A 12610-nucleotide genomic window follows, 5' to 3' on the forward strand; every position below is an offset into this window, starting at 1 on the left:
GTATGCATTTTTCAGTTTTACTTCAAGAGTCTATTGCTGATCTAAATATTAATCCAGAAGGTATTTATATAGATGCGACATTTGGCCGAGGAGGTCATTCAAAAGCTATATTAAATAAATTAACATCCGGAAGGTTGATAGCTTTTGACAAGGATTTAGATGCGATATATTACGCAACAAATAATTTTCAGAATGATAATTTTGAAATAGTTCATGCAAGTTTTACTTATATTTATGATTATTGCTTGCAGCATAATCTTTTGGGTAAAGTTGATGGTATCATTATGGATTTGGGTGTTTCTTCTCCTCAATTGGATAATGCTAATAGAGGTTTTAGCTTTACTCATGATGGTCCATTAGATATGCGAATGGATATATCGAAAGGTCTAACAGCTAGTCAAGCTCTAGAAGAGTTATTAGTAGATGAGTTGACTTATATTTTTAAGTTTTATGGTGAAGAGCGTTTTGCAAAAAAAATTGCTCTAAGAATTAAAGACTATATAGATGAAAATGGGAGCATAACTACTACCCATCAGTTAGCTGAACTTATTCGAGCGACTATTGGCAAAAGAGAGAAAAAGAATCCTGCAACAAGGTGTTTTCAAGCATTACGTATATATGTTAATGATGAGCTTAAAGACTTAGAAATTCTTTTGGAGAATATTCTAGATGTTGTCAAAAAAGGTGGTAGAGTTGCGGCTATTTCTTTTCACTCATTAGAGGATAGAATTGTTAAACAGAAATTTACCTCTTTAATTAATCCAAAGCAAGAAACTAATAGAATTACAAAAATGCTACCACAAGACAATGGTCAAGTAAAAATGAAATGGATCACAAAAAAAGTTAAAGCAAATCAAGATGAGCTTAGCCAAAACGTTCGTTCTAGAAGTGCTATTTTAAGGGTTGTTGAAAAGTTATGATGTTAACAAACCGTCAAATACGGATAAGATTATTTGAGTCATTAAAAAATAGTTTCCTAAAAAAGACTGTGGGCATTGTCTTTGTACTTTTATTTGTGCTGCTGCTTACAGCTTTTGCTCTAATCGTAACTCGTTTTGAATTTAAGCTTTTATTGAATGAGCGTAAGGACTTGATCGTTGAACAAACTCAGTTAGATGAGCAGTGGAGTCAGATTGTTTTGGAGTATAGCTCATTGGCAACACCTACAGCTGTAGAAAAATTCGCTGAAAAAGAAAAAATGTCGTTACCTACACAAAAAAGTATAGGTACTTTGAGTGATCAAAAGGAGAACTCTACAGATGAGTAGCTATAGACCAAAGTTGAGACATTTAGTTGTTATATTACTACTCTTATCAAGTTTTATAGTTTTATTTGCTAAGTTGATTTATATGGAAACAGTTCAGTATCCTAAACTTAAGCAAGAAGGTGATAATCGTAGTGACAGAAGTATAGATATAAAGTCTTATAGAGGTATAATCCTTGATAGAAATGGTAATCCTTTGGCTATAAGTACTCCAGTAGATACTATTTGGGTAGATCCATATTATGTTAGTGCAGATAGTCCTGAGCTTAAAGAAGTCATGAGTATTCTAAACCTATCTAAAGAAAAAAGAGAAAAGATAGAAAGACAAGTTAAGGTTAGAGAGAGTAGGAGTGGCTTTGTTTATATCGAAAGAAAAGTTCAGCCGTACTTATCTCAAAAAGTTAAAGATCTTGATATTGCGGGCATTCATGTTATTCGAGAGTTTAAGAGATATTACCCAATGGCAGAAGTTGCTTCTCATATTGTTGGTTTTACTAATGTAGATGGCGAAGGTCAGGAAGGTTTGGAACTTGAATTTAATCAATTCCTTACAGGTCAAGATGGTTACTTTGAGTATAAAAAAGATTTACATGGTGGTGTTGCTAAGGTTGAAGATAATTTTATATTACCTAAAAATGGACATAACCTTCAGATAAGTATAGATTCTAGATTGCAGTATGTTGCATATAAGTATTTAAAAAAAGGAGTTATTAAAACGAACTCTGAAGCTGGATCAGTCATTATTGAAAATATTCATACAGGTGAAATATTGGCTATGGCTAATTATCCGTCGTATAATCCTAACAGTATGGCAGATGCTTATCCGGATAGGCGTAGAAATAGAGCTATCACAGATGTGTATGAGTTGGGTTCTGTAATGAAAGTGTTTGCAGCAGTTACTGCGCTTATTTATGGTGATAATGTAACTCCAGAAGAACCTGTAATTAATTCGCATCCGGGTTTTTATCGTATTGGTAAAAATACTGTCAGAGATGAGAGGGATTATGGTGAAGAAGATTTACGATATATTCTTATGAAATCTAGTAACGTAGGTATATCTAAAATGATATTAGGTTTGACTGATCCTATAATACTTGAGCCATCACTAAGAAACTTTGGTTTTGGAGATAAAACAGGTATACAGCTACCAGGTGAGCGTGATGGATTTGTTCCGGTTAAAGATAAGTGGGGAGATTTCCAATTAGCTACCCTATCTTTTGGATATGGTATGAATGCTACAGATCTTCAGTTAGTTGCTGGAGTATCAGCTATTGCTAATGATGGCAAGTACATTAAACCTACAATTCTTAAAAGAAAACCTGGAGAGGAGATTGACTCAAGAGTGGTGGCATCTAAGAAAGTTTCTGAGGAGATAATTAGCATGACGCAGTCTGTTGTTGAAGATTCTGGTGGAACAGGAACTAATGCAAGAATACCTTTGTATCATGTTGCAGGTAAAACAGGTACAGCAAGGATGCTTGCTGGAGGAACATATGGTGCAAAATATCTAGCAAGCTTTGTTGGTGTTGTGCCAGCTAGTGATCCGCAGTTGGCGATAGTTGTTACAATCAAAGATCCTAAAGGTGATAAGTATGGAGGCGGTTCTGTTGCAGCTCCAGTTTTTGCAGATGTGGCGCTTAATAGTTTACAAATATTAGGTATCAAACCAGATAAGATTGATAACTAAACTTTTGTTTTTTTCGGTTTAATAGTATATAATCTCCAACTGGTAAACTGTTCCTTTGTGCGGTTTATTGTGTACATCAATTAATAGAAAACAAATGGAGAATGTTATGTTAACAACTCAAGATAAACAAAATATTATTAAAGAAAATCAACAGTCTGAAGGTGATACTGGTTCACCTGAAGTACAAGTTGCTCTTTTAACTGCTAGAATTAATGATCTACAAGGTCATTTTGCAACTCATAAAAAAGACAATCATTCAAGAAGAGGTCTTTTAAAACTAGTAAGTCAACGTCGTAAATTATTGGATTATTTGCATGGTAAAGATGTAGAAAGATACCGTGCACTAATCAAGAAACTAAATATACGTAGATAATAATTTCATCTTAATCGTTCTTACATCATTGAATCAAATAATTATATAAGGTTAAACTGTGAAGATATTTAGAGAAGTCTTTGAACTAGGTAACAAAGAAATAGTTCTAGAAACTGGTGGTATGGCTCGTCAAGCAGATGGGTCTGTGACTGTAAGTTGTGGTAATAATGTTGTGTTAGTAACTACAGTAGTTAAAAAATCAGTAGCTGCTGGCGCTGATTTCTTTCCATTGTCAGTACACTATTTAGAAAAAACATATGCTGCTGGTAAGATACCGGGAGGTTTCTTAAGAAGAGAAGGAAGACCATCTGAAGAGCAAACTCTTATTTCTAGATTAATAGATAGATCTATAAGACCATCGTTCCCTGACGGTTTTTTTAATGAGATTCAAATTATAGCTACAGTCTTGTCTTATGACGGATCGTTTTCTCCGGATATGTTAGCTTTAATAGGAGCATCTACTTCTTTGGCAATATCAGGGGCTCCTTATGATGATATTATTGCAGGTGTAAGAGTCGGTTATATCAATGGTAAGTATATTCTTAATCCTAATAAAGAAGAGCTAAAAGAGTCTGATTTAGACTTGGTTGTTTCTGGTACGGATGATGCAATATTAATGGTTGAATCAGAGGCTAATAGCTTGCCGGAATCTGTAATACTTGGTGGTATCTTATATGCGCATAAGCATCTTAAGACTATTATCAACTCTATTGGTAAACTTGCTAAAGTAGCATCTAAGCGTCGTATAGAATATACAATTTATCAAATTAATAAGTTATTAAAATCTCAAATTAAATCACATTTTTTTGGTGAGATTAAAAATGCTTATACAATACCATCTAAGCAAGAAAGAAACATTAAGCTTAATGAACTAAGAAAAAATGTTTTAGAGCATATATTCTCAAGTGATGTTGATGGAGAGTACTCTGAGAAAGAAGTTTTAGAGGCTTTTCATGATATAGAAAAAGATCTTGTTAGATCAAATATCTTAGAAGGTAAACCAAGAATTGATGGTAGATGCACAGAAACTATCAGACCAATAAATGTTAAAATAGGTGTATTGCCTGGTGTGCATGGTTCAGCATTGTTTACAAGAGGCGAGACGCAAGCTTTAGTGATTACAACTCTTGGTAGCGATAGAGATGCTCAACTTGTTGAGTCACTAGATGGTATTGAAAAATCTCGCTATATGCTTCACTATAATTTTCCTCCTTATTCTGTAGGTGAGTGTGGTATGGTAGGCATGGCTCCAAAGCGTCGTGAAATCGGCCATGCAAACTTAGCTAAACGTGCTACTCAAGCAGTTTTCCCTAATGAAGAAGCATACCCATATGTTGTAAGAATAGTCTCTGAGATATTAGAGTCAAATGGTTCTAGTTCTATGGCAACTGTCTGTGGCTCATCTTTATCTATGATGGATGCTGGTGTGCCAATAGCTGAGCCTGTAGCAGGTATTGCTATGGGTCTTATCAAAGATGGTACAAAATATGCAGTTTTATCAGACATATTAGGTGATGAGGATCACTTAGGGGATATGGATTTTAAAGTTGCTGGTACTAGATATGGTGTTACAGCTCTTCAAATGGATATTAAAATTAAAGGTATCTCTAGAGAAATTCTTGAGCAAGCTCTTGAGCAGGCTAGGACTGGGAGACTACATATACTGGGTATTATGAATGAAGTTATTAGAGAGCATAAAGAATCTGTTTCTGATGTTGCTCCTCAAATTCACGTTATGAATATAAATCCGGCTAAGATAAAAGATGTTGTTGGTCGTGGTGGCTCGGTAGTAAAAGGTATTGTAGAAAAAACTGGTGCTCAGATTGATACTAGTGACTCTGGTGAAGTTAAAATTTTTGCTAAAGATAAAAGATTATTAGATCTAGCTAAATCTATGGTTGAAGAGATTGTTGCAGAAGTTGAAGAAGGACAAATTTACAAAGGTAAAATTGTTAAGCTTTTAGATTCTGGAGCATTTGTTAATCTTCTTGGTAGTCAAGATGGATATTTACCATTCTCTGAAATTGAGCAGGCTGGGATGAAAACTAATTCATTAGTAGAAGGCCAAGGTTTAGAGGTTCTAGTCCAAAATATTGATAGAGGTGGTAGAGTTAAACTTTCTCTTGTGGCGAGGTAATTATTATGAGTGAAGTAGTTCAAAGTGTTGATCCAATCAACTTTACAGAATCAGCTTCTTTAAAGGTCAAAGAGCTAATTGAAGAAGAAGGTGATAATTCTCTGAGTCTTAGAGTTTATATAACAGGTGGCGGATGCTCTGGATTTCAGTATGCTTTTGCATTTGATAATGAGATAAAAGAAGATGATATGGTTATTACAAAAAATGGTGTTCGTCTTTTAGTAGATTCTATGAGCTTTCAATATTTAGTTGGAGCTGATGTTGACTACAAGGATGATGTTGAAGGTGCCTATTTTGTAATAAGAAATCCAAATGCCAAAACTACTTGTGGTTGTGGTTCATCTTTTTCTGTATAATATTTAATCGTAATTAACTTATTTAAAGTAGAAGTATTTTTATGAAAATTGCTAATTTTGAAGTAGGAAATGGTAAACCATTTTTCTTAATGTCTGGACCATGTGTAATAGAGTCAGAGCAAATGGCTATGGATACTACTGGATATTTGGCAGAAGTTACAAAAGATTTAGGTATCAATTTTGTTTATAAATCGTCTTTTGATAAAGCAAATCGTTCTTCTATTAATAGCTTTAGAGGTCTTGGTGTTGATAAAGGACTAGAGATTTTAGCTAAAGTTAAAAAGACATACAATGTCCCGGTTGTTACAGATGTGCATGAAGATACTCCGTTTGCTGAGGTTGCAGAAGTTGTTGATGTGATGCAGACTCCTGCTTTTTTATGCCGTCAGACAAACTTTATATTAGATGTATGTAAACAAGGTAAACCTGTAAATATTAAAAAAGGTCAATTCTTAGCACCTTGGGATATGCAACATGTGGTTGCTAAGGCAAAATCTACTGGTAATGAGCAAATCATGGTTTGTGAGAGAGGCGTGAGCTTTGGTTATAATAATCTGGTTTCAGATATGCGCTCTCTTGAAATAATGAAATCTACAGGTTGTCCGGTAGTGTTTGATGCTACTCATTCAGTACAGTTACCAGGTGGTCAGGGTAGCTCATCTGGTGGTCAAAGAGAATTTGTACCAGTTCTATCAAAGGCAGCTATGGCAGTAGGTATTGATGGTCTTTTTATGGAGACTCATCCAAAGCCAGCCGAAGCATTAAGTGATGGACCTAACTCATTTCCTATGTATAAAATAAAAGAGTTTTTAAGTTTACTAAAAGAACTAGATCATTTAGTCAAGAGTCAACCAAAAATAGAGTTATAAGGTATAAAGTAATGGCTGGTAAAGGCGATGTTTTTATAATTGGTATTGTTGGTGGATCTGGCTCTGGTAAAACTTTATTTTCAAATGAGATTATCAAAAAATTAAAATCAAAACATTTAAATAAAATTGCTGTAATTTCTGAAGATAGATATTATAAAAACTGGGGAGAAATGGTTGGTTTTGAAGAGGCTAATAAGATCAATTATGATCATCCAGATGCTTTTGATCATAAACTATTAAGAAAAGACTTAGCAGATTTGATTGAGGGTAATGATATTTATGTGCCTCATTATGATTATACTACTCATTCCAGAATTAAAGAGAAATCCGAAAAAATTACTGGTGGAGTAAGTGTAATTATCCTTGAAGGAATCATGTTGTTTAATGATCGTAAGTTATTAAAGATGATGGACTTTAAGGTATATATGGACACGCCATCAGACTTGTGTTTCATCAGAAGACTTATGCGTGACCAGAATGAAAGAGGTCGTAGTGTCGAAAGTGTTATAAATCAGTACCTAGAAACAGTAAGACCAATGCATATAAAGTTTATTGAGCCATCAAAGAGAAAAGCTGACATTATAGTTCCTGACGGAGCTCAAAATAAAACTGTGATTGATATAATATATAACAAAGTAAAACAATTATTGAAAAAAAATGGAGTAAAAAATGGCTAGAGTAACAGTTGAAGATTGCCTTGATAAGGTAGAAACAAGATTTGATTTAGTAGTTTTAGCTTCTATGAGAGCAAATAGTATACTTAAGAAAGGCTATGCAGAGTCTGTAGATAATGAAAAAAGAGAAAAAGCTACAGTAGTAGCTCTAAGAGAAATAGCAGAATCTGAAATTACACCAGATCAAATTTTGAGAAATGAAATAGAAGGTTAATAAAAATTTCAAAAAATGTTTGACTTATTTTTATAAGGCTGTATGATTCTCTTTTATCGGGTGCTTAGCTCAGCTGGGAGAGCATCGCCCTTACAAGGCGAGGGCCGGGGGTTCGAACCCCTCAGCACCCACCACGATTTTAAAAGCGACTTTAGTCGCTTTTTTTATATCTAATAACATAATTTATCTTTAAGAATATTTTGCTTTTATATGTTAAAATCTCTCTAAAAGCTTTGTTAGGAGATTTTATGAAAAAAGTATTATTAAGTTCGTTATTTTTATCGTTAGGCGTTTGTTCATTGTCTTATGCTGATAATACAGACACTTCAGTATGTCCAGCTGACTTGAAATATCAAACTATTAATATGAGAGATATGGCTTTTGAATATTCACAATATAAAGACCATATCTGTGCAGTTTTGAGTATAGATATTAGCAAGAATAGTGATTGGCAAAAAGATGGTAGTGGATGGTTTGCAGCTGGATTTGGTGCAGAAACCATGAAGGGTTCGAATATGTTTATATTTGTACCAGAAAAACTGCAAGAAGGTATTAAATATGATGTCTATGCAAATATTGGTGGAGCATATGGTCCAACGAAGCCTTTGGATACAAAGCCGACTACTGGACAAATAAAGCTTTTATTATCATCTTTAGGTAAGGTTGAATTTGCTATTTATCCTCAGAGAATATCAGGATTATCAAATAGTGGCAAAATTGATATGATTTTTTCTCACTCAAAAGCTAGAGTGTATAAATTTGCTCCAGGACATATTGCTGCATATGATGATAAAGCAATGAATCTGAAATAAATCCTTTGTTGTATTTACAATTTTAATTAAATACAATTGTCATAATATATTTTGTTAGAATTTTTTATGGGAAGATCTAGAAGACATAAGAAACCTCAAGAGGGTGTTTTTGAAGCTGAAATTATAGCACTTAGTCATGATGGTAGAGGAATAGCAAAAGTTAATGGTAAAACGACTTTTATTCCATTTACATTATCAGGGGAAGTAGTCAAGTTTGAGTATACATTTACAAAGGCTAAGTTTGATGAAGCAAAAGTAGTTGAATATATTAAGAAATCATCTAATAGAGTTAATGCTCCTTGCGAGTATTTCGAAATTTGTGGAGGTTGTAGCTTACAACATATGTCTACAGATGCACAGATTGAGCATAAGCAACAAACCTTACTGAATCAACTGAAGTACATTGGCCAAGGAGTGGAACCTCAGAGTATTCTAGAACCATTACATATGGCTAAAACCGAAGGATATCGTAATAAAGCACGTTTAGGTGTTAGATATGTTAATAAAAAAGAAAAAATTTTAGTAGGCTTTAGAGAGCGTAATGGTAGATTTTTAGCTGATATAGATAAATGTATAGTACTAAATCCTCTAATAGGAGAAAAACTAACAGAAATAGCCTCCTTTATAGAGACACTTTCTATATATCAGCATATAGCACAATTAGAGATTGCAATTGATGATACTAGACCAGCACTTATCGTGCGCCACCTTGAACCGTTTGTGAATGAAGATCTTGAAAAGCTAAAAGCTTTTGGTAAGCAGAATAATTATTGGATATACCTACAATCAAAAGGCCCTGATACTATCTTTAGACTGTATCCACAAGAAGATATTAAACCTAAAAAGTTAAGTTATCAGCCAGTTGCTGGGATAAATATTGGTTTTGAACCTAATGATTTTACTCAAGTTAATAATGATATTAATAAAAAGATGATTAAAAGAGCTATTGATCTTTTAGAAATATCAGAAAATGATTCTATTATTGATTTGTTTTGTGGTTTAGGAAACTTTACGTTGCCAATTTCTCAGTATGCAAAAACTGTAATTGGTGTAGAGGGAGAGCAGACAATGGTTAGTAGAGCTAAAGAAACAGCGGATAATAATAATATCAGCAATATTAAGTTTTATGCGGCTAACCTTTTTGAAAGCTTTGAAGATAAAGAATGGTTTAATAATTTTGAATATAACAAAATGCTATTGGATCCGCCGAGAGCTGGGGCTCAAGAAGTTTGTAGTAATATCGAAAAGTTTGATGTTGAGCGTATTGTTTATGTATCATGCGATACTGCTACTTTGGCAAGAGACGCTGGCATTTTAGTGAATGATAAGGGTTATAAATTAGTTAGTGCAGGTGTTATGGATATGTTCCCTCATACAATGCATGTTGAGTCAATAGCTGTTTTTGAAAAGGTTTAATTATGTATGTAGGTTTAGATATTGGTGGTAGTAATATATTAGCAGGAATTTTTGATGAACATAAAAACCTACTCAAGACAGCTAAGGTAAAATCAAAAGGGAAAAGTGATCCTAATACAGTTTCAGGTCAGATTTTTAAAGTTATTAATAAATTACTTGATGATTCAACAAGAGGCAAAATAAAGGCTATAGGTATTGGTATAGCAGGCTTTGTCGATTCAAAAAATGGTATTTTAAATTTTAGTGCGAATATCAATCTCAACGGTATAAATATAGCTAAAGAAGTTAGTCAAAAATTTGATAATGTACCAGTATTTATTGAAAATGATGTCAATGTAGGTGTTATTGGTGAATGGAAATATGGAGTTGGGCAAGGCCATGAAAATATCGTTGGTATATTTGCAGGCACAGGGATTGGTGGTGGTCTAGTCATAAATAATCAGTTTTTATATGGAGTTACAGGTGGTGCCGGAGCTGTAGGACATGTTAGTATCAATACTCAAGGAGCTTATTGTCAAAGTTGTGGTTCATAGGGCTGTGTTGAGACTTATGCTGGTAAAGTAGGTATGGAAAATAGGATTCTAAACCTACATAAAAAAGGTGTCAAAAGCTTACTTATAGATTTGGTGTTAGAAAACAATAATAAGCTTAAGGGATCACATTTGAAAAAAGTACTAGATGCTAAAGATTCTGTGGCAGAAGATATTGTCAATTTGGCAATGACCAATTTGGGTGTTGCTATAGCTAATTATATAAACCTTTTGAATCTATCATTGGTATTGTTAGGTGGTGGTGTTATGGAAGCTATTGGACATAAGTATTTGGATACTATTTATAATTCATGTTCAAAGTATGCCTTTAAAACAATGTTAGAGGCATGTGAATTGAATATCGCGACATTAGGCGACAACTCAGGTGTTTATGGGGTTATGGATATAGCAAATAGATTAGAAGGAAATTGGTAATGTTTATAGGTGTAGATATTGGCGGTTCAAATATGGCCGCTGGATTATTTGATGAAAATAAAAAGTTAATAACTACTGCAAAAGTTAAATCAAAAGCAAAAGAAAAAACTGATATCGTCATAGGGCAGCTATTTAAAGTTATTGATAAGCTAATCTCAGAAATTCCTTCGGATAAGAAGCTTGAAGGTATAGGTATTGGTGTAGCAGGTCTTATAGATAAAAGAACATCGATTGTACGTAGAAGTGTCAACATCAATCTAAATGACGTAAATTTGAAAGAAGTCGTTGAAGATAAATACAAAGTTAAATCTGAGATAGATAATGATGTTAACGTTGGTGTTTTAGGTGAAGCAAAATATGGAGCTGGTGTCGGTCATGATGATATCGTTGGTGCTTTTGTAGGTACTGGTATTGGTGGGGGGATTGGTTCTAAATGGCAAACTCTATGGAGGTAATAGTGGTTTGGCAGCTAAGCTAGGGCATACAATCATAAAACAAGGTGGGGCTTACTGTCCTGGATGTGGGTCTCAAGGTTGTTTAGAAGAGTATGCTGGTAAAGTAGGTATAGAAAAGAAAATTGAAAACTTAGCTAAAAAGAAAGTTAAAAGTACACTAATCGAATTAGTAACTGAAAATGATGGTAAGCTAAAGAGTAGTCATATTAAAAAAGCACTTGAAACAAATGATGAGATTGCTATGGATATTCTCAGTGAAGCAATGGAGTATCTAGGTACTGGATTAGGTAGTGTTTTAAATATGATAAATCCTTAGATGGTGATATTAGGTGGTGGCGTGATGGAAGCTATTGGTGAGCAATATTTGTCACAAATTAAACGAGCTGCCATGAGAAATTCATTTGCTGATATTTATGCAGAATGTCAATTTAAATTAGCAAAACTCGGCGATCAGGCTGGGATTTATGGAGCTATGGAGTTAGTTGCTGGTTAATCTAGTTAGGATTGTATTACTATGACTCGTATTATAAATGAGTTTTTTTCTCAATTGTCTGCTTATTTTAAAGGTTTTAGAAATATAAGTTTGACGCAAATTTTTAATGATTGGAATATTTTTGAGATAGTTTGGCTTATAGCTTCTGTAAGTATTCTAGCTATCATAAGTATTTTTGACTACAGATAATTATTTAGTGCTTACAGTTATCGCTACAGTCACAGGAATGCTAAATCTGTTGTTAGTCGCTAAAGGAAAAATACTTAACTATTTTTTTGCTTTTGTAAATAATCTTACTTATGCGTATATTTTGTTATACTCAGGGTATTTATGGACAGTTTCTACTTTTTGCATTTTTCTTTTTTACGATGCAATTTTATGGATTGTATACTTGGACTAAGCCACATAATATAACATAAAATAGTGATATTATCACAAAATACTGTCCAACAAATATAGGATTTATCTTATTAGTGGAATTGTTATTGCTGCATTTTTGTATGGTTTTTTTATTCTAAAAGGATACTTTCATCAACAGATATGTTTAGTTGCTGACTCATTAACCGATGTGGTATCTGTTGTGGCGATTATCTTGATGGTTAAAGCATATATTGAACAATGAGTGTTGTGGATAGTTATTAATACTCTTTCAACAGTTATATGGTTACAACAATACTTTTCTGGTTCAGGTGATGGTGTTGCATTTTTAGCGATGTGGTTGGTTTATTTATTTAATGCAATATATGGATATGTAAACTGGCTAAAGCTAAAAAAAGATGTATAAAAAAGCTCCGAAAAAACTTTCCTATAATTAGCTTAACTTACTTAGTCCATTTCTATATAATTTGCAGTATTGATTATATATCTTACGGAGGGTAGAACAGTGACTGTTAGA

At 33.5% G+C, this 12610-nt stretch carries 12 protein-coding genes, 1 tRNA gene and 3 pseudogenes; all 16 read left to right on the forward strand.

All coding sequences use genetic code 11. From position 1 onward, the window contains the following. Positions 1-2 precede the first annotated feature (2 nt). The 16 genes and pseudogenes from rsmH to pnuC all read left to right on the forward strand — a co-directional run bounded on the left by rsmH (position 3) and on the right by pnuC (position 12499). Entirely contained in the window at positions 3-920 is a 918-nt protein-coding gene (rsmH, locus tag FNO12_RS03040) for a 16S rRNA (cytosine(1402)-N(4))-methyltransferase RsmH (protein WP_014715141.1), read from the forward strand. Further along, the gene (gene ftsL / locus FNO12_RS03045; protein ID WP_030003398.1) at positions 917-1267 is read left to right on the forward strand and encodes a cell division protein FtsL; all 351 of its coding nucleotides are present in this window, start codon (positions 917-919) and stop codon (positions 1265-1267) included. The genes rsmH and ftsL overlap by 4 nt, the downstream gene beginning before the upstream one ends. Further along, on the forward strand, positions 1260-2951 hold the full coding sequence (locus FNO12_RS03050) for a peptidoglycan D,D-transpeptidase FtsI family protein (protein ID WP_041257355.1): 1692 nt from the start codon (positions 1260-1262) through the stop codon (positions 2949-2951). The genes ftsL and FNO12_RS03050 overlap by 8 nt, the downstream gene beginning before the upstream one ends. 106 nt (positions 2952-3057) lie before the next feature. After that, positions 3058-3324: a 30S ribosomal protein S15 gene (gene rpsO / locus FNO12_RS03055; RefSeq protein ID WP_014715144.1), complete on the forward strand. Its 267-nt coding sequence runs from the start codon at positions 3058-3060 to the stop codon at positions 3322-3324. A 58-nt stretch (positions 3325-3382) separates the two neighbouring features. Continuing rightward, entirely contained in the window at positions 3383-5461 is a 2079-nt protein-coding gene (gene pnp / locus FNO12_RS03060) for a polyribonucleotide nucleotidyltransferase (RefSeq protein WP_014715145.1), read from the forward strand. Positions 5462-5466: 5 nt separating this feature from the next. Continuing rightward, on the forward strand, positions 5467-5817 hold the full coding sequence (gene erpA / locus FNO12_RS03065) for an iron-sulfur cluster insertion protein ErpA (protein ID WP_004288128.1): 351 nt from the start codon (positions 5467-5469) through the stop codon (positions 5815-5817). 41 nt (positions 5818-5858) lie between these two features. Next, positions 5859-6686, forward strand: a complete 828-nt coding sequence (gene kdsA, locus FNO12_RS03070; protein ID WP_014715146.1) for a 3-deoxy-8-phosphooctulonate synthase — start codon at positions 5859-5861, stop codon at positions 6684-6686. A gap of 11 nt (positions 6687-6697) precedes the next feature. Beyond that, positions 6698-7363: a uridine kinase gene (gene udk, locus FNO12_RS03075; protein ID WP_014715147.1), complete on the forward strand. Its 666-nt coding sequence runs from the start codon at positions 6698-6700 to the stop codon at positions 7361-7363. Further along, complete coding sequence (rpoZ, locus tag FNO12_RS03080) at positions 7356-7574, forward strand: DNA-directed RNA polymerase subunit omega (protein ID WP_014715148.1); 219 nt, start codon at positions 7356-7358, stop codon at positions 7572-7574. Before udk ends, rpoZ begins: the two co-directional genes overlap by 8 nt. Positions 7575-7632: 58 nt before the next feature. Further along, positions 7633-7708: transfer RNA gene (locus tag FNO12_RS03085), tRNA-Val, on the forward strand. Between the two features lie 114 nt (positions 7709-7822). Continuing rightward, entirely contained in the window at positions 7823-8386 is a 564-nt protein-coding gene (locus FNO12_RS03090) for a hypothetical protein (protein WP_014715149.1), read from the forward strand. Between the two features lie 66 nt (positions 8387-8452). Beyond that, positions 8453-9802 carry a 23S rRNA (uracil(1939)-C(5))-methyltransferase RlmD gene (gene rlmD / locus FNO12_RS03095; protein WP_014715150.1) on the forward strand — a complete coding sequence of 450 codons (1350 nt, stop codon included), beginning with the start codon at positions 8453-8455 and terminating at the stop codon, positions 9800-9802. 2 nt (positions 9803-9804) lie between these two features. Further along, a pseudogene (locus tag FNO12_RS03100) lies at positions 9805-10767 on the forward strand (ROK family protein). Then, a pseudogene (locus FNO12_RS03105) lies at positions 10767-11715 on the forward strand (ROK family protein). The pseudogenes FNO12_RS03100 and FNO12_RS03105 overlap by 1 nt, the downstream one beginning before the upstream one ends. A gap of 21 nt (positions 11716-11736) precedes the next feature. Next, a complete protein-coding gene (locus FNO12_RS10320) occupies positions 11737-11904 on the forward strand; it encodes a hypothetical protein (protein ID WP_030003401.1) in 168 nt (55 codons plus the stop codon). Between the two features lie 37 nt (positions 11905-11941). Beyond that, positions 11942-12499, forward strand: a pseudogene (pnuC, locus tag FNO12_RS10325) (nicotinamide riboside transporter PnuC). Positions 12500-12610 lie beyond the last annotated feature (111 nt).

Source organism: Francisella orientalis FNO12 (assembly GCF_001042525.2).
Taxonomy (GTDB): domain Bacteria; phylum Pseudomonadota; class Gammaproteobacteria; order Francisellales; family Francisellaceae; genus Francisella; species Francisella orientalis.

Bases quoted from the DNA above. Each gene is read 5' to 3' on its own strand.
- rsmH (WP_014715141.1), top strand. From the start codon at position 3: ATGCATTTTTCAGTTTTACTTCAAGAGTCTATTGCTGATCTAAATATT.
- ftsL (WP_030003398.1), top strand. From the start codon at position 917: ATGATGTTAACAAACCGTCAAATACGGATAAGATTATTTGAGTCATTA.
- FNO12_RS03050 (WP_041257355.1), top strand. From the start codon at position 1,260: ATGAGTAGCTATAGACCAAAGTTGAGACATTTAGTTGTTATATTACTA.
- rpsO (WP_014715144.1), top strand. From the start codon at position 3,058: ATGTTAACAACTCAAGATAAACAAAATATTATTAAAGAAAATCAACAG.
- erpA (WP_004288128.1), top strand. From the start codon at position 5,467: ATGAGTGAAGTAGTTCAAAGTGTTGATCCAATCAACTTTACAGAATCA.
- kdsA (WP_014715146.1), top strand. From the start codon at position 5,859: ATGAAAATTGCTAATTTTGAAGTAGGAAATGGTAAACCATTTTTCTTA.
- udk (WP_014715147.1), top strand. From the start codon at position 6,698: ATGGCTGGTAAAGGCGATGTTTTTATAATTGGTATTGTTGGTGGATCT.
- rpoZ (WP_014715148.1), top strand. From the start codon at position 7,356: ATGGCTAGAGTAACAGTTGAAGATTGCCTTGATAAGGTAGAAACAAGA.
- FNO12_RS03090 (WP_014715149.1), top strand. From the start codon at position 7,823: ATGAAAAAAGTATTATTAAGTTCGTTATTTTTATCGTTAGGCGTTTGT.
- rlmD (WP_014715150.1), top strand. From the start codon at position 8,453: ATGGGAAGATCTAGAAGACATAAGAAACCTCAAGAGGGTGTTTTTGAA.
- FNO12_RS10320 (WP_030003401.1), top strand. From the start codon at position 11,737: ATGACTCGTATTATAAATGAGTTTTTTTCTCAATTGTCTGCTTATTTT.